This is a genomic window from Streptomyces sp. NPDC028331, assembly GCF_055565775.1.
In genome coordinates this window covers 65,246-80,244 of record NZ_JBVHTR010000020.1, presented here as the reverse complement: position 1 = coordinate 80,244, position 14,999 = coordinate 65,246, and the positions used below count along the sequence as shown (strand labels likewise).

13 protein-coding genes are annotated in these 14,999 nt (G+C 69.0%); 6 read left to right on the top strand and 7 right to left on the bottom strand.

Translation table 11 applies throughout. The annotated features are described in order from the left end of the window. Positions 1–27: 27 nt before the first annotated feature. Positions 28–939 carry a rhomboid family intramembrane serine protease gene (locus tag ACZ4SW_RS26670; protein ID WP_468250667.1) on the top strand — a complete coding sequence of 304 codons (912 nt, stop codon included), beginning with the start codon at positions 28–30 and terminating at the stop codon, positions 937–939. 304 nt (positions 940–1,243) lie between these two features. Here the strand turns inward: ACZ4SW_RS26670 and crgA are convergent, their stop codons facing one another. Further along, positions 1,244–1,498, bottom strand: a complete 255-nt coding sequence (crgA, locus tag ACZ4SW_RS26665; protein WP_468250665.1) for a cell division protein CrgA — start codon at positions 1,496–1,498, stop codon at positions 1,244–1,246. Positions 1,499–1,640: 142 nt separating this feature from the next. On the opposite strand from crgA, the gene ACZ4SW_RS26660 reads away from it, so the two are divergent. From ACZ4SW_RS26660 to ACZ4SW_RS26640, 5 genes are all read left to right on the top strand, one after another. Next, a complete protein-coding gene (locus ACZ4SW_RS26660; RefSeq protein WP_468250663.1) occupies positions 1,641–2,444 on the top strand; it encodes a DUF881 domain-containing protein in 804 nt (267 codons plus the stop codon). 31 nt (positions 2,445–2,475) lie between these two features. Continuing rightward, entirely contained in the window at positions 2,476–3,162 is a 687-nt protein-coding gene (locus ACZ4SW_RS26655; RefSeq protein WP_468250662.1) for a class E sortase, read from the top strand. A 210-nt stretch (positions 3,163–3,372) separates the two neighbouring features. Further along, positions 3,373–4,011 carry an aminodeoxychorismate/anthranilate synthase component II gene (locus ACZ4SW_RS26650; RefSeq protein WP_468250661.1) on the top strand — a complete coding sequence of 213 codons (639 nt, stop codon included), beginning with the start codon at positions 3,373–3,375 and terminating at the stop codon, positions 4,009–4,011. Then, a complete protein-coding gene (locus tag ACZ4SW_RS26645) occupies positions 4,008–5,186 on the top strand; it encodes a class E sortase (protein ID WP_468250659.1) in 1,179 nt (392 codons plus the stop codon). Before ACZ4SW_RS26650 ends, ACZ4SW_RS26645 begins: the two co-directional genes overlap by 4 nt. A gap of 64 nt (positions 5,187–5,250) precedes the next feature. After that, positions 5,251–6,015 (top strand): class E sortase, encoded by a 765-nt coding sequence (locus ACZ4SW_RS26640; protein ID WP_468250657.1) that lies wholly within the window; start codon positions 5,251–5,253, stop codon positions 6,013–6,015. Positions 6,016–6,103: 88 nt separating this feature from the next. Here ACZ4SW_RS26640 and pknB read toward each other — a convergent pair whose 3' ends face one another. The 6 genes from pknB to ACZ4SW_RS26610 all read right to left on the bottom strand — a co-directional run bounded on the left by pknB (position 6,104) and on the right by ACZ4SW_RS26610 (position 14,240). Continuing rightward, entirely contained in the window at positions 6,104–8,092 is a 1,989-nt protein-coding gene (pknB, locus tag ACZ4SW_RS26635; RefSeq protein WP_468250655.1) for a Stk1 family PASTA domain-containing Ser/Thr kinase, read from the bottom strand. 192 nt (positions 8,093–8,284) lie between these two features. Then, entirely contained in the window at positions 8,285–9,772 is a 1,488-nt protein-coding gene (locus ACZ4SW_RS26630; protein ID WP_468250653.1) for a peptidoglycan D,D-transpeptidase FtsI family protein, read from the bottom strand. Further along, positions 9,769–11,214 carry an FtsW/RodA/SpoVE family cell cycle protein gene (locus ACZ4SW_RS26625; RefSeq protein WP_468250651.1) on the bottom strand — a complete coding sequence of 482 codons (1,446 nt, stop codon included), beginning with the start codon at positions 11,212–11,214 and terminating at the stop codon, positions 9,769–9,771. Before ACZ4SW_RS26625 ends, ACZ4SW_RS26630 begins: the two co-directional genes overlap by 4 nt. A gap of 28 nt (positions 11,215–11,242) precedes the next feature. Further along, positions 11,243–12,751 (bottom strand): Stp1/IreP family PP2C-type Ser/Thr phosphatase, encoded by a 1,509-nt coding sequence (locus ACZ4SW_RS26620; RefSeq protein WP_468250650.1) that lies wholly within the window; start codon positions 12,749–12,751, stop codon positions 11,243–11,245. 120 nt (positions 12,752–12,871) lie between these two features. Continuing rightward, complete coding sequence (locus tag ACZ4SW_RS26615) at positions 12,872–13,384, bottom strand: FHA domain-containing protein FhaB/FipA (protein WP_403617157.1); 513 nt, start codon at positions 13,382–13,384, stop codon at positions 12,872–12,874. A 10-nt stretch (positions 13,385–13,394) separates the two neighbouring features. Beyond that, entirely contained in the window at positions 13,395–14,240 is an 846-nt protein-coding gene (locus ACZ4SW_RS26610; protein WP_468250648.1) for an FhaA domain-containing protein, read from the bottom strand. Between the last annotated feature and the right edge of the window lie 759 nt (positions 14,241–14,999).

Here is a 14,999-nt window from a genome sequence, read left to right as displayed (position 1 = left end):
CCGTCGTACGGAGAAGTGAGGGACCCCATGGACCAGGCGCCAGGCAGCCCGCAGGGCCCGCAGAACCAGAGGCCGTCCGAGGCCCGGGAGCTGCCGGTCTGCTACCGGCACCCGGACCGCGAGACCGGCATCCGCTGCACCCGCTGCGAGCGCCCCATCTGCCCGGAGTGCATGGTCGACGCCTCAGTGGGCTTCCAGTGCCCCGAGTGCGTCCGCACCGGTTCCGGCACGGGCCACGCCCCGGCCGCCTCCCGGCCGCGCACACTCGCGGGCGGCACGGTCACGGCCGACCCCCGGCTGCTCACGAAGGTCCTCATCGGGATCAACCTGCTCGTCTTCCTGCTCCAGCTCTCGCTGGGCGACACCTTCACCAACCACTTCGACCTCGTCGGACAGGCCCGCTTCTCGATCTCCGGCCCGATCGAGGGAGTGGCGGAAGGCCAGTGGTACCGACTGCTGACCGCGATGTTCCTGCACGGCGGCTACATCCACATCCTGTTCAACATGCTCAGCCTGTGGTGGATCGGCGGCCCGCTGGAGGCGGCCCTCGGCCGCGCCCGCTACCTCGCCCTCTACTTCGTCTCCGGGCTCGCCGGCAGCGCCCTCACCTATCTGATCGCCGCGCCCACCCAGCCCTCGCTCGGCGCCTCCGGCGCCATCTTCGGCCTGTTCGGCGCCACCGCCGTGCTCATGCGCCGGCTCCGCTACGACATGCGGCCCGTCATCGCCCTGCTGGTGATCAACCTGATCTTCACCTTCGGGTGGAGCAACATCGCATGGCAGGCCCACATCGGGGGACTCGTCGGCGGCGTCGTGGTCGGCTACGCCATGGTCCACGCCCCGCGCGAGCGGCGCGCCCTCGTGCAGTACGGGGTGTGCGCGCTGGTGCTGGCCGCCGTGGTCGTCATGACACTGGTGAGAACGGCCCAGCTCACCTGAGTGGCGGATGTGCACAGGCCGTAGCCCGGGCTTGTACCCAGAGTTGTCCACAGACCGACCCGGGATCTTGTGCATGGCGGTGGGAACGTGCGTGCCCCCTGTCACCGACCGGAGTTTTCCCAGGTGAGACAGGGGGCGAACAGGTTTACGGAGGCCGGTGATTCCGTCATACCGGCGTCAATGTCCGACGGGTTATCCACAGATCGTCTTTCTTTTTCCACTGACCGGAAGATCTGTGGACAGGGCTGTGGATAACTCGGTGTGCAGCTGTGGGCAGAGCCGGCCGCCGACGGGCGTCAGGCCCCTACTTCCACTGGGTGGAGACGCCGAACCCGGCGGCGATGAACCCGAAGCCCACCACGATGTTCCAGTTGCGCAGCGCGTGGATCGGCAGCGACCCGTCGGTCACGTAGAAGACGACGATCCAGGCGAGCCCGATGAGGAACATCGCCAGCATGACCGGTGCGACCCACCCGCGGTTCTCCAGCCTGATGGCCTGGGCCTGCTTGGACGGCGGCGGCGTGTAGTCGGCCTTCTTGCGGATACGTGACTTCGGCACGAGGGTCTCTCCTGTCGATGCGCTGCGTCGCCGCGCAGGGAACTGGGGCTGGCTCCGGGGGCAGCGTACAAGGGGACGATGAGCGCTCCCCCGGGCGTCCGTTAGCGTAGTGCTTCCGCGGCGCCGAAGGAGATAAGGGTACGTGAGCGATACGGCCGACTCACCCCGGGCGGGTTCCGGTTCCCCGGATGCGGGATCCCCGGCCAGCCGCACGCGCCGATTCCGGCCCGTGCGGCTGCTCACCGTGGGCGTCTTCGCTCTCGCCGGCCTTCTGTTCATGACGAGCTTCAACACGGCCAAGGGCACCAACATCCGCACGGACACCTCGCTGCTGAAGCTGTCCGACCTGATCCATGAGCGCAGCCGCAAGAACGCCCGGCTCGACGAGTCCGACGCCGCCCTGCGCTCCTCCGTGGAGGCCCTGGCCAAGAGCAACGGCGGCAGCACCAGCAAGGCCGAGCAGGACCGGCTCGCGGCGCTGGAGAAGAACGCCGGCACCCAGAAGCTCACCGGCAGGGCCGTCACGGTCACCCTCAACGACGCCCCGCCGAACGCGACCGCCAAGCTCCCCGGTTACCCCGAGCCCCAGCCGGACTACCTGGTGATCCACCAGCAGGACCTGCAGGCCGTGGTGAACGCGCTGTGGCAGGGCGGCGCCCAGGGCATCAGGGTCATGGACCAGCGGCTGATCTCCACCAGCGCCGTGCGCTGCGTCGGGAACACCCTGATCCTCCAGGGCCGCGTGTACTCGCCCCCCTACAAGATCACCGCGGTCGGCGACCCGGAGAAGCTGCAGAAGGCGCTCGCCGACTCACCGGCGATCCAGAACTACATGGTGTACGTCAACGTCTACGGCCTCGGCTGGAAAGTCACCGAGGACGGCACGGTGACTCTTCCGGGCTACTCGGGCACAGTGGACCTGCACTACGCCAAGCCCGTGGAGTAGGGACCCGCTGCCGCTGGGGGGATCCGAGCCGGTGCGCGTGATCGTGAGGACCGTCAGCGAACTGTGCGTCACCGTGGGTGCCCTGATCGTGCTGTTCGTGGTCTACGTGCTGTTCTGGACCGGGGTGAAGGCGGACAGCGCGATGAACGACCAGATCGGCCGGCTGCAGAGGCAGTGGGCGAAGGAGACGGTGCGCACGACCGCCGCGCCGACGGGCGCCGCGAGCCCCGGCTCCCCGGGGCCGTACGCCGCGGGCAGGGCGTTCGCCGTCATGTACATCCCGCGGTTCGGTTTCACGTGGAACAAGCCCGTGCTCGAGGACACCGCCGTGAACACCCTGAAGAACGGGCTCGGCCACTACACGGGCACCGCCCGGCTCGGTCAGGTGGGCAACTTCGCGGTCGCCGGCCACCGCCGCACCTACGGCGATCCCTTCAAGGACTTCCCCCGGCTGCGGACCGGCGACGCGGTGGTCCTCACCGACGGGACCACCTGGTTCACGTATCGGATCGACAAAGGCCCTTACAAAACCGTGCCGACGGACGTTGAAGTGATCGACCCTGTGCCACGTACGTCCGGGTACACGCGTCCGGGTCGCTATCTGACGCTGACCACGTGCGATCCCGAGTGGGGGCACAGTCACCGGCTGATCGTCTGGGCGCACCTGGATTCCACACAGCCTGTGGACGCAGGGAAACCGGCGGCTCTGCGCCAGTAGTCTGGTGGCGTACGGCGTGAGTCTGGTGCCGTGGCGAGACGGAAGGGACGGCATGTACGGCTGGATCTGGCGGCATCTGCCGGGGAACGCATGGGTGAGGGCACTGATTTCCGTCGTGCTGGTCCTGGCCGTGGTGTACGTCCTGTTCCAGTACGTCTTCCCGTGGGCCGAACCGCTGCTGCCCTTCAACGATGTGACGGTGGACAACCAGTGAGTGCGCGCATTCTCGTCGTCGACAACTACGACAGCTTCGTCTTCAACCTGGTGCAGTACCTGTACCAGCTGGGCGCCGAGTGCGAGGTGCTGCGCAACGACGAGGTCTCGACGGCGCACGCGCAGGACGGTTTCGACGGCGTCCTGCTGTCCCCCGGGCCGGGCACGCCGGAGGAGGCGGGCGTGTGCGTCGACATGGTCCGCCACTGCGCCGCGACGGGCGTCCCGGTCTTCGGGGTCTGTCTGGGCATGCAGTCGATGCAGGTGGCGTACGGCGGTGTCGTCGACCGGGCGCCGGAGCTGCTGCACGGCAAGACGTCGCTGGTGGAGCACGAGGGCAGGGGTGTCTTCGCGGGCCTGCCGTCCCCCTTCACGGCGACCCGCTACCACTCGCTGGCCGCGGAACCGGCGACCGTCCCGGCCGAGCTGGAGGTGACGGCGCGTACGCGCGACGGGATCATCATGGGCCTCAGGCACCGGGAGCTGCCGGTGGAGGGTGTGCAGTTCCACCCCGAGTCGGTGCTGACGGAGCACGGGCACCGGATGCTGGCCAACTGGCTGGTCGAGTGCGGTGACCGGGAGGCCGTGGCGAGGTCGGCGGGGCTCGCCCCGGTGGTGGGCAGGGCCACGGCGTGACCGCGCTGCGCCCCGAGCGCGAGACCGGCGCCGCCTACGGGGGCGCCGCGGAGCAAGGGTCCTCGTACGGGCAGGAGCCGTACGGGGACTTCGGCGTGTGGCAGGGGCAGGAGCCGGGTCCTCAGTGGCAGGGCGCCGGGGGATACGGGCAGCAGGCGCCGCAGCAGGCGTACGAGCCCCAGCAGGGGTACGACGCGACGGCGGTGCTTCCCTCGTACGAGGAACCGCGGCCCGCGTCGGCCCCGGCGTACGGCGAGTCGTTGCCGGTGGACGACGAGACCGTCGCGTTGCGTGTCGCGGACGTGGAGGAGGCGCGGCGGGCCACGGACCGGGGTGCCGGGGCCGCTCCGGCGCCCGGGGGCCGTGCCGAGCGGCGCAAGGCGGCACGCAGGCACGGGGGGCGGCACGGAAGCGGGTCGCAGGCGCCCGAGAAGGCCGCTGGGGCGCCTGTTCAGGCGCCGCGCTCGCGGGTGGAGGCCCGGCGGGCGGCGCGGGCGCAGAAGCCCGGTGCGGCGGTCGTGGTGAGCCGGGTGGTGGGCGAGCTGTTCATCACGACCGGGGTGGTGATGCTGCTGTTCGTGACGTACCAGCTGTGGTGGTCGAACGTGCGGGCGCACCAGGAGGCGGGCAGCGCCGCGCAGCATCTCCAGCAGGACTGGGCGAACGGCAAGCGGGAGCCCGGGGTGTTCGCGCCGGGGCAGGGCTTCGCGATTCTGCACATCCCGAAGCTGGACGTGGTGGCACCGATCGCGGAGGGCACCAGCAAGACGCAGGTGCTCGACAAGGGCATGGTCGGTCACTACGGGGAGGGCACCCTGAAGACGGCGATGCCGAGCGACAAGACGGGCAACTTCGGGCTCGCCGGGCACCGGAACACGCACGGCGAGCCGTTCCGGTACATCAACCGTCTCCAGCCGGGTGACGCGATCGTCGTGGAGACGCAGGACGAGTACTACGTCTACAAGATGACGTCGATGCTGCCGGTGACGTCCCCGGCGAACACGAGCGTTCTTGACCCGATCCCGAAGGGTTCGGGTTTCACCGCACCTGGCCGTTACATCACGCTGACCACCTGCACGCCGGAGTTCACCAGCAAGTACCGGCTGATCGTGTGGGGCAAGATGGTCGAGGAACGGCCGCGCAGCGAGGGCAAGCCGGACGCGCTCATTTCTTAGGACACGTGCCCTTGTGGTGGCGCACGTGGATGCACAGGCACGTGGAACAGACGGAGCGGATGCAGTGGGAGTGACCACCGACCAGGACGAGCAGACCGACGCGCCGTCACCCGGCCCCGACGCCTCCTCGTCCGCACGGCGACGTCGCGGGCGTGGCCGGATCGCGCTGGCGGTCAGCGTCTTCGGCGAGCTGCTGATCACGGCGGGCCTGGTGCTGGGCCTGTTCGTCGTCTACTCCCTGTGGTGGACGAACGTGATAGCGGACCGCAAGGCCGACCGGCAGGGCGACGAGGTGCGCGACCACTGGGCGGCGGAGAAGGACAGCGGTCCGGGCGCCCTGGACACGAAGGACGGCATCGGCTTCCTGCACGTGCCGGCGATGAAGAACGGCGAGGTGCTGGTCGAGAAGGGCACGTCGACGGACGTCCTCAACGACGGCGTCGCCGGCTACTACACGGACCCGGTCAAGGCGACGCTGCCGATGACGGGCAAGGCGGGCAACTTCGCGCTGGCCGCGCACCGGGACGGGCACGGGGCGAAGTTCCACAACATCGACAAGCTGAAGAAGGGCGACCCGATCGTCTTCGAGACGAAGGACGACTGGTACGTCTACAAGGTCTTCGCGATCCTCCCCGAGACGTCGAAGTACAACGTCAAGGTGCTCTCGGCGGTCCCGAAGGAGGCGGGCGTGAAGAAGCCGGGCCACTACATCACCCTGACGACGTGCACGCCGGTCTACACGTCGGAGTACCGGTACATCGTGTGGGGCGAGCTGGTGCGGGTCGACAAGGTGGACAGCGAGCGGACGCCGCCGAAGGAGCTGGGCTGAGACATCTCCCGGTGCACGACCGAGCCCCGGCACCCCTTCTCGGGGGCCGGGGCTCGGTCGTCGTGGGGCCGGTGCGGCCCGGCCGGGTTCAGCCGCCGGTCAGGCCGCTGAAGAAGCCGCCGCCGTTGTTACCGCCGTTGTTGCCGTTGTTCGGGCCTGCGGTGAACAGGTTCACCACGGTGCCCTTGTTGACCTGCTGACCCTGTCCCGGGTTGGAGCCCACCACGATGGCGTTGTCGTCCTGGGAGCCGGTGATGTTACCGACCTGAAGGCCTACCTGCGCCAGTGCGTTCTTGACGTCCTTCAGCTTCTGGCCCTGGATGTTCGGGACCTGAACCTGGGTGTTCTGTGCCTTGCCTATCTGGATCTGGACCGTGGAGCCCTTCGTGACCTGCTGGCCGATCCCTGGCACGGTCTGAATGACCTTGCCGTCCTGGTTCGGGTCGTTGGTGGGAACGTCGGTGCAGTTGCCCGTCAGGCCGCTGGCCTGCATCTGCTGCTTGGCGGCGTCACAGCTCTGGTTGCTCACATCCGGCACGGGGACCTTCTGCGGGGCCGCGGCCACCGTGAGGGTTATCGTCGAGCCCTTTTCCTTCTCCGTGCCGCCGGCGGGGTCCTGGCTGATGACGACGCCCGGAGTCCGGTCGGACTCCTCCGTCTTCTGGTTGACGACGAAGCCCTTGCCCTCGAGCTGGGACTTCGCGTCGTCGAACTGCAGCCCGCTCACGTCGGGCACCGCCACCTTCGGCGCCCCCGTCGACACCACGACACTGATCGTGCTGCCCTTTTTGACCTCGGTGTTCGCCGTGGGGTTCTGGGAGCAGACGTTGCCCTTCTGCTGATCGGCGCAGGGCTTTTTGGAGATGGACAGCTTCAGGTCCGAGTTGTCCGCGAGTGTCTGCGCGTCCTTCTGGGACTGGCCGACGAGGCTCGGGGCCGGCACGGTGTCGTTGCCGACGCCGCCGTGGCCGCTGAAGATCCACTTGCCGATGAGGATCGCGCCGACCAGGACCAGGATGCCCGCGACGACCAGCAGGATCGTGGAGGTGTTGGACTTCTTCTGCTGGCGGCGGCGGTCCGGGCGGTCGTCGTAGCCGAAGCCCCCCTCGTCCGGGCTCATCGGCGGCATCATCGTCGTCACGCCGGCGCCCGGGTCGGAACGCAGGGCCGTCGTCGGCTGGTCGTCGGGGTAGCCGCCGTATCCGACGGAGCCCAGGGCCGCAGTCGCGGCGACCGGCTGGCCGTCGAGGCACGCCTCGATGTCGGCGCGCATCTCGTCGGCGCTCTGGTAGCGGTAGTCGGGGTCCTTGACCAGCGCCTTCAGCACGATCGCGTCCATTTCGGGCGTGATCTCGGGGTCGAAGACGCTCGGCGGCTGGGGCTCTTCGCGGACGTGCTGGTAGGCCACCGCGACCGGGGAGTCGCCGACGAAGGGCGGGCGGACCGTCAGCAGCTCGTAGAGCAGGCAGCCCGTCGAGTACAGGTCCGAACGGGAGTCGACCTGCTCGCCCTTCGCCTGCTCCGGCGAGAGGTACTGGGCGGTGCCGATGACCGCCGCGGTCTGCGTCATCGTCATGCCGGCGTCGCCCATGGCGCGGGCGATGCCGAAGTCCATCACCTTGACCTGGCCGTTGCGCGTCAGCATGACGTTCGCGGGCTTGATGTCGCGGTGGACGATGCCGTTGCGGTGGGCGTACTCCAGGCCCTGGAGGATGCCGATGGTCATCTCCATGGCGCGCTCCGGCAGCAGCTTGCGGCCGCTGTGAAGAAGCTCACGCAGCGTGGAGCCGTCGACGTACTCCATGACGATGTACGGGATCGAGACCCCGTCGATGTAGTCCTCGCCCGTGTCGTACACCGCGACGATCGCGGGATGGTTGAGCGAGGCGGCCGACTGGGCCTCCCGGCGGAACCGGGCCTGGAAGGAAGGGTCGCGCGCCAGGTCGGCGCGCAGCGTCTTCACCGCCACGGTGCGGCCCAGGCGGGTGTCGTGCGCGAGGTAGACCTCGGCCATGCCACCACGGCCGAGCACCTGGCCCAGCTCGTACCGGCCGCCGAGGCGACGCGGCTCTTCCATAGCTTCCTACCAGCCCTCTCCGTCGGTCTCGGCCGCACAGTGGTGTGCGGCCGGAGGCTGCCGTCCGGGCCTACGGTACCCGGCTCGCTTTGTATGACCTGGCCAAGCCCGGAACCCGATACAGGACCGGTATCCCAACGTGCGGCTATGTGAAGGCGACGTGAGCGGCGTCACTTCCTGCTGGAGGCGAGGTCACTTCTTGCTGTTGATGACCGCCTCCATGACGTTCTTCGCGATGGGGGCGGCGAGGCCGCCACCGGAGATGTCCTCACGGTTGGCCTTGTCGTCCTCGACCACCACGGCCACGGCGACCGGCGAGCTGCCGTCCTTGAGCTTGGCGAACGAGATGAACCAGGCGTACGGCTTCTCGCTGTTGTTCAGGCCGTGCTGGGCGGTACCGGTCTTGCCGCCCACGGTGACACCGGGGATCTGCGCGTTGGTGCCGGTGCCCTTCTCGACGACGGTCTGCATCATCGACTGCAGGATCTGGGCGTTCTTCTCCGACAGCGGCTGGCTGAGCTCTTGCGGCTGGGTCTGGCTGATCACGTCCAGGCTGGGTGCCTGCAGCTTGTCCACCATGTACGGCTTCATCAGCTTGCCGTCGTTGGCGACGGCGGAGGCGACCATGGCCATCTGCAGCGGGGTCGCGGCGGTCTCGAACTGGCCGATGGAGCTGAGCGCGGTCTGCGGCCGGTCCATCTTCTCGGGGAAGTTGGAGGCGGCCGAGCGCACCGGCGTGAACTGCTCGGAGTCGAAGCCGAACTTCTTCGCCTCCTCGAGCATCTTGTCCTTGCCGAGGTCGGCGCCGATCTTGCCGAAGACGGTGTTGCAGGAGTATTGCAGCGCGGTCCGCAGGGTCGCGTTCTCGCAGGGGATGTTCCCCTCGTTCTTCAGCGGTGTCCTGGTGTCCGGGAGGGTGTAGGGCAGCGGGGACCTGGTCGGGTCGTCCGCGCTGGTGTACAGCCCGTTCTCCAGCGCCGCCGCCGCGGTGACCACCTTGAACGTGGAGCCCGGCGGGTAGGTCTCGCGCAGCGCCCGGTTGAGCATCGGGTCGCTCGGGTTGTTCTTCTTCAGCAGCGCCGACCAGGCCTTGGTGTCGGTCGAGGTGGAGTTGCCCGCGAACGTCGACGGGTCGTACGACGGGTAGGAGGCCAGCGCCAGGATCGCGCCGGTCTGCGGGTCGAGCGCCACGGCCGCGCCCTTGCCGCCGACCTGCTTCAGCCCGTTGTACGCCGCCTTCTGCGCGGCCGCGTTCAGCGTGGTGACGACGTTGCCGCCCTGCTGCTGCTTGCCGGTCAGCATGTTCAGCGTGTTGCGGAAGAACAGCCGGTCGTCGGTGCCGGTGAGGATGCCGTCCTCGATGGACTCGAGTTGCGTGGCGCCGAAGGCCTGGGAGGCGTAGCCGGTGACCGGCGCCCACATCGCGCCGTCCTTGTAGACGCGCTTGTACTTGAAGTCGTTGAGGCCGTTGCTGGACGTCTCCTTGGACCCCGTGATCGGGCTGCCGTCGACGATGATGTCGCCGCGCGGTGTGGAGTACCGGGCGATCAGCACACGGCGGTTGTCCGCATTGGTGCGCAGGCTGTCGGCCTGTACGTACTGGAGCCAGTTGTCGCGGATGAGCAGCGCGAGGACGAGGAGCCCGCAGAAGATCGCGATCCGGCGCAGGGGCTTGTTCACGGTCGGACCACCTGGGTCATTTCGGCGTCGGGGTTGGCGGCGGGGGTGGGGGCCGGGCGGCGCGCGGTGTCGCTGATGCGCAGCAGGACGCCGATGAGCGCCCAGTTGGCGATCACGGAGGAGCCGCCGTAGGCCAGGAAGGGCATCGTCATACCGGTCAGCGGGATCAGGCCCATGACGCCGCCTGCGACCACGAAGACCTGGAGGGCGAAGCCGCCGGACAGGCCTATGGCGAGCAGCTTGCCGAACGGGTCGCGAGCGGCCAGAGCGGTGCGTACGCCCCGTTCCACGATCAGGCCGTACACCAGCAGGATCGCCATGACACCGGCCAGGCCGAGTTCCTCGCCGAAGGTGGCGAAGATGAAGTCGGAGTTGGCGGCGAACTTGATGAGGTCGGAGTGTCCCTGGCCGAGGCCGGTGCCGAGGGTGCCGCCGGAGCCGAAGGCCCACAGGGCCTGCTGCAACTGGTCGGAATGGATGATGCCGTCGTGGGTGACGGTGCGGCTGAGCTGGTACTCGTGGTACGGGTTCAGCCAGGCCTGCACGCGCGTCTGGATGTGCGGCTCGAAGCTCGCCACGCCGACGGCGCCGACCGCGGACATCAGCAGACCGAAGACGATCCAGCTGGTCCGCTCGGTGGCGACGTACAGCATGATCACGAACATTCCGAAGAACAGCAGCGACGTACCGAGGTCGGTCTCGAAGACCAGGATGAGGATCGAGATCGCCCAGACGACCAGGATCGGTCCGAGGTCGCGGCCGCGCGGCAGGTACAGGCCCATGAAGCGGCGGCTGGCCAGGGCGAGCGCGTCACGCTTGACCATCAGGTAGCCGGCGAAGAACACCGCGAGGACGATCTTCGCGAACTCACCGGGCTGGATGGAGAAGCTGCCGACGTGGATCCAGATCTTCGCGCCGTAGATGTTGGCGCCCAGTCCCGGGACGAGGGGCAGGATCAGCAGGACCAGCGCGGCGACCATGGAGATGTACGTGTAGCGCTGCAGGACCCGGTGGTCCTTGAGGAAGATCAGCACGGCGACGAACAGGCCGATGCCGAGTGCCGTGTACAGCAGTTGCTTCGGCGCCGCGCTGCCGGCCTGGTGGATCGCCTGCAGCAGCTTCGACTGGTCGAGCCGCCAGATCACCACCAGACCCAGGCCGTTGAGCAGGGTCGCCAGCGGCAGCAGCAACGGGTCGGCGTACGGGGCGAACTTCCGTACGACGAGATGGCCGACGCCGGCCAGCAGGCCGAGGCCGACGCCGTAGCTCAGCAGGCCGGGCGGCACCTTGTTGTTGATGGCGAGACCCACGTTGGCGTAGGCGAACACCGGGATGACGACGGCGAACACCAGCAGTGCCAGCTCGGTGTTGCGGCGACTCGGTGTACCGATCGCGCCGATCGTGGACGTGTGATGCGTCGACGTGTTCGTACTGCTGCTCATGGTGTGACAGGGCCCCTCACGGCTTGGCTTACTGCTTACCGCACAGTGAGACGACCTTCTGCTCTTCCTCCGAGAGGGTGGGGCCGGGTGTGGGAGTGGGTGCGGTCTGGTTCTTGGACGCCGACGCCGAGGGGTTCGGTGTCGGCGAGGCCTTGGACGTCGGCGAGTTGCCCGCGGTTCCCGTGGTGCCACCGGGCTTGGCGGGGTTCTTGGACTCCGCGGTGCGGCGCTCGGCGTCCTTCCTGCACGCGGACGCCTGCACGGCCAGCTCGGAGATCTTCGACTGGGCCGCCTTGAGACCGCCCTCGGCGATCGTCGCCTGGACCTGCTTCTGCTGGTAGGGCGGCAGGTACTTGAGTTCGATCTCCGGGTGGTCCTTCTCCACCTTGGACAGCGACACCCAGGCCAGGTTCTGGCTGATGCCGCGGTACAGCGCGACGTGCTCGTCGTTCGCACCGACGTAGTACTGCGTCTGCGTCCACCGGTAGGCGCCGTAGCAGCCGCCGCCGATGACGGCGAGCACGAGGACGATGTAGAAGGATCTCTTCAGCCACCGGCGGCTCTTCCTCGGCTTGACGAAGTCCTCGTCGGTGTAATCGCCGAAGCTGCCCGCCGGGATGTACCCGGTGGTGTCGCCGCTGCCGGGCGGGCCGAACCCGCCGCCGCCCGGCCCGGCCGCGTGCCGGCCCAGGCCGGAGGCGCGGCCCGCGGGCGTCTGCATGATGCCGTTGTCGTGCAGATGGTGCTGGTTCTCGGCAACCGCGCCCACCACCACCGGCGTGTCGGACAGGTGCCCGGCGAGGGTGTCCCCGGTGTCCAGGTCCAGCACGTCGGCCACGATCACGGTGATGTTGTCGGGGCCGCCGCCGCGCAGCGCCAGCTCGATCAGCGCCTGCACGGTCTCCTCGGGGCCGTGGTAGCTGGCGAGGGTCTCCTCCAGCGTCTGGTGGGAGACCACCCCGGACAGCCCGTCCGAGCAGATCAGATACCGGTCGCCGGCCCGCACCTCGCGGATGGACAGGTCGGGCTCGACATGGTCGCCGCTGCCCAGCGCACGCATCAGCAGAGAGCGCTGCGGATGGGTGGTGGCCTCCTCCTCGGTGATGCGGCCCTCGTCGACGAGCCGCTGCACCCAGGTGTGGTCCTGGGTGATCTGCGTGAGGACGCCGTCACGCAGCAGGTAGGCGCGAGAGTCGCCGACGTGCACCAGACCGAGCCGCTGACCCGTCCACAGCAGCGCGGTCAGGGTGGTCCCCATGCCCTCGAGCTGGGGGTCCTCCTCGACCATGGCGCGGAGCTGGTCGTTGGCGCGCTGCACCGCGGTGCCGAGCGAGGTGAGGACGTCGGAGCCGGGAATGTCGTCGTCGAGCGCGACGATGGTGGAGATCACCTCGGAGGAGGCGACCTCGCCGGCGGCCTGCCCGCCCATCCCGTCGGCGATCGCGAGCAGGCGCGGACCGGCGTAACCGGAGTCCTCGTTGCCCTCGCGGATCATGCCTTTGTGCGATCCGGCGGCGAAACGCAGTGACAGACTCATGCGCACCTCGCCCGTCGGCTCCGGGTACATCCGCACGGTGCCCACCCTCCGGTCGGGAGCGCGCCGGGGCCCTGGGTGGGGGCCACCACTGCGTGCTCGCTCCGCTCGCTCATTTTCGTACTACTTCCGCAGCTCGATGACGGTCTTGCCGATGCGGATCGGCGCGCCCAGCGGAATCGGTGTGGGGGACGTCAGCCGGGTCCGGTCGAGGTACGTGCCGTTGGTGGACCCGAGGTCCTCGACGATCCACTGGCCGTCGCGGTCGGGGTAGATCCTGGCGTGCCGACTGGAGGCGTAGTCGTCGTCCAGCACGATGGTGCTGTCGTGGGCACGGCCGAGCGTGATGGTCTGGCCCTGCAGCGCGACCGTGGTCCCGGTCAGCGAGCCCTCGGAGACGACCAGCTTGGTGGGGGCCCCGCGGCGCTGGCGGCCGCCGCTCGGCTGCTGGCGCTGCGGCGGGGGCGCCGCCTGGCGGGCGGTCTGCTGCGGCCGTGCGGCCTCGCGGCGCGCGCCGCGCTGGGTGACACGCGTACCGAACAGGTCGCTCCGGATGACCTGCACGGCCACGATCACGAACAGCCACAGTACGGCCAGGAAACCCAGCCGCATGACCGTGAGGGTCAGCTCTGACATTGCCCCCGCTTCACCCTTCGGCTTGCCTATAGATAACGGTGGTGCTGCCCACGACGATCCGCGAGCCGTCGCGGAGCGTAGCGCGGGTGGTGTGCTGCCCGTCCACCACGATGCCGTTGGTGGACCCGAGATCCTGGATCGTCGAGGGCGTTCCGGTCCGGATCTCGCAGTGCCGGCGGGAGACGCCGGGGTCGTCGATCCGCACGTCGGCGTCGGTGCTGCGGCCCAGCACCAGCGTCGGGCGGGAGATCTGGTGGCGGGTGCCGTTGATCTCGATCCAGTAGCGGGTGCGGCCGCCGGGCACCGGGGCGCCGCCGGGCCGCTGGCCTGCGGGCTGCGGATAGCCGTATCCGCCGGGGCGCGCTCCGGGCGGCGGCGCGGACGGCATCGGAGGAGCGCCCGCGGGCGCGGCGGAGGGCGGGTAGCCGTAACCGCCGGGGCGTGAGGAGGAGCCGCCCTGCGCGGGAGCCTGCTGATCGGTGGAGGAGGCGAGCGTACGGCTGCGCACCCGGTACAGGCCGGTGTCGAGGTCGTCGGCCTTCTCCAGATGGACCTTGATGGGGCCCATGAACGTGTAGCGCTGCTGCTTGGCGTAGTCGCGCACCATGCCGGCGAGCTCGTCGCCGAGCTGGCCGGAGTAGGGGCTGAGGCGCTCGTAGTCCGGTGCGCTCAGCTCCACGATGAAGTCGTTGGGGACGACGGTACGGTCGCGGTTCCAGATGGTCGCGTTGTTGTCGCACTCGCGCTGCAGCGCGCCGGCGATCTCCACGGGCTGGACCTCGGACTTGAAGACCTTGGCGAAGGTGCCGTTGACCAGACCTTCGAGGCGTTGCTCGAACTTCTTCAGGACTCCCATGGGGCACCTCCTCCGTCGTTGCCGTCCTGTGTACTGCTTACCTGGTACTGCTTACTGATCGTATCCACGCGCCGGAAAATCGGCTGGTTCCCCCCATCGGCCCTGTCGACGGTTGTCGACGCCTCCGGATTTCCCTTCGGACGGCCTCTTCGAACACCTCCCGGGCGTACTCCTTGACGTAGTCCTCGATGCGCTCCTGCGAGCACTCCGCGGTGGTACTCCCGGCATGGATCGTAGAGGCGGCCGAAGACCAGTGTCCCGCACCCGACTGTGGACCCCGCCCGCCTCCTGGAGAGATGGGCGGGACCGGTACGAGGTTGATACGTGAACAGACACACCCTGAGACGTTGGCGGGGCGGTGGGGCCTGGGGGCGGGGTGGGCTGTGGGAGGGGCGCGGGCGGGGCCGGGGAGGGGGGTCGCCTGCTTGGGGCTGGGCCGGGAGTGGGGCTGGCGGTGGGGTGGGGTGGGGCGTGTCGGCTGTCGTCGGGGCGTGGCTCATGGGTGACCTGTGACCTCTCACCCGTGATCCGTGATCCGTGACCGGTGACGGGGTGAGAGGTGGCGGTGGGAGCTGGTGGGGGTGCTTGGTGGGGTGCTCGGTGAGGGGCGGGTCGTGGGTGCGCGGGGAGGGGCCGGGGCTGGGGGTTCGGTGTAGTCGCTGGTCGGGGCGTGGTTTTCGCGGCGGGGCCGGGGCCCCGGGGGAAAGGGATGTGAACCCACCCTCTCCTGCGTGCTAATGTTCTGGGTGTCGGAAGGCG

Excerpts from the sequence above, each read along its gene's own strand:
- pknB (WP_468250655.1), bottom strand. The coding sequence starts at position 8,092 with ATGGAAGAGCCGCGTCGCCTCGGCGGCCGGTACGAGCTGGGCCAGGTG.
- ACZ4SW_RS26670 (WP_468250667.1), top strand. The coding sequence starts at position 28 with ATGGACCAGGCGCCAGGCAGCCCGCAGGGCCCGCAGAACCAGAGGCCG.
- ACZ4SW_RS26610 (WP_468250648.1), bottom strand. The coding sequence starts at position 14,240 with ATGGGAGTCCTGAAGAAGTTCGAGCAACGCCTCGAAGGTCTGGTCAAC.
- ACZ4SW_RS26615 (WP_403617157.1), bottom strand. The coding sequence starts at position 13,384 with ATGTCAGAGCTGACCCTCACGGTCATGCGGCTGGGTTTCCTGGCCGTA.
- ACZ4SW_RS26620 (WP_468250650.1), bottom strand. The coding sequence starts at position 12,751 with ATGAGTCTGTCACTGCGTTTCGCCGCCGGATCGCACAAAGGCATGATC.
- ACZ4SW_RS26625 (WP_468250651.1), bottom strand. The coding sequence starts at position 11,214 with ATGAGCAGCAGTACGAACACGTCGACGCATCACACGTCCACGATCGGC.